This is a genomic window from Capnocytophaga sp. oral taxon 380 str. F0488, from assembly GCF_000318255.2.
GTDB classification, from domain to species: domain Bacteria; phylum Bacteroidota; class Bacteroidia; order Flavobacteriales; family Flavobacteriaceae; genus Capnocytophaga; species Capnocytophaga ochracea.
Genome location: NZ_KB291223.1, coordinates 1 through 892, shown reverse-complemented (window position 1 = coordinate 892; position 892 = coordinate 1). Strand labels below are relative to the sequence as shown.

At 41.4% G+C, this 892-nt stretch carries 1 protein-coding gene; it reads left to right on the top strand.

Features of this window, described 5'->3' with window-relative positions; translation table 11 throughout:
• Positions 1–297: 297 nt before the first annotated feature.
• A complete protein-coding gene (locus HMPREF9078_RS09020) occupies positions 298–861 on the top strand; it encodes a hypothetical protein (RefSeq protein ID WP_009420383.1) in 564 nt (187 codons plus the stop codon).
• Positions 862–892 lie beyond the last annotated feature (31 nt).

Genomic DNA, 892 nt, shown 5'->3' with positions numbered 1-892 from the left:
TTTTAGATTTTAATTTTGATAATAAAAAAGTCGCTAAGCATCTCGCTTAGCGACTTTTTTCCTTGTATTTACTGTGTTACTCTCATTTCTTCAATTCTTAGCCTTGTATCTCAAACGCACAATCCTTGTCCTAAAATCCTACAATCCTTGCATAAGAATTTGCCCATAAAAAATTATCGCCAGAATTTTGCACCGTAAAAACTTGATAAGGGGAACAGCCGAAAGACAAAAGGTAAATATAAAGTCGACGCCTTCCATCTTTTAGTTCTTGACCTCTTATCTAAAAAATCAATCATTATGGCAAAAAGCAAAAATAATGTAGTAACCGAAGGATTGAGCGGTATGTTAGCTCGCCAAATCGTATTCCGCCAACGCGCAGGACAAACCATCGTAGGGAAAGCCCCCGTTCGCTCTCAGAAAGCAAGCCAAGCACAACAGCTACATCAGCAAAGGTTTGCTCGAGCAGCTTTCTATGCTAAAAGTGCTTTGCAAAATAGTGCACTTAAGCAAAGCTATGCCGAGGAAGCTAAAAAGCGTCCAGGTACCACCCCCTATAATATGGCAATTGCCGATTATCTTAAAGCTCCTGTGATTGACGCGGTAGATACCTCAAACTATACAGGTTCCGTTGCCGGAGAAAAGATTGTCGTACAAGTATCCGACACTTTTAAAGTAACAGGCGTGAAAGTGAAAATCACCGACCACGATGCTACACTTGTAGAAGAGGGGAATGCTACCTTCCAAGAAGGTAAGTGGGTGTATACCACCACTGTGGTAAACGCTTCTCTTACCGGCGATAAGGTAATAGTAACAGCCACCGACCGTCCTGCCAATGTTACCACTAAGGAATTTATCCTTTAAAGCGAGTAACAACAAGAAAGGTAAAGCCAGT

Coding starts and splice junctions, on each gene's coding strand:
- HMPREF9078_RS09020 (WP_009420383.1), top strand. CDS start 298: ATGGCAAAAAGCAAAAATAATGTAGTAACCGAAGGATTGAGCGGTATG.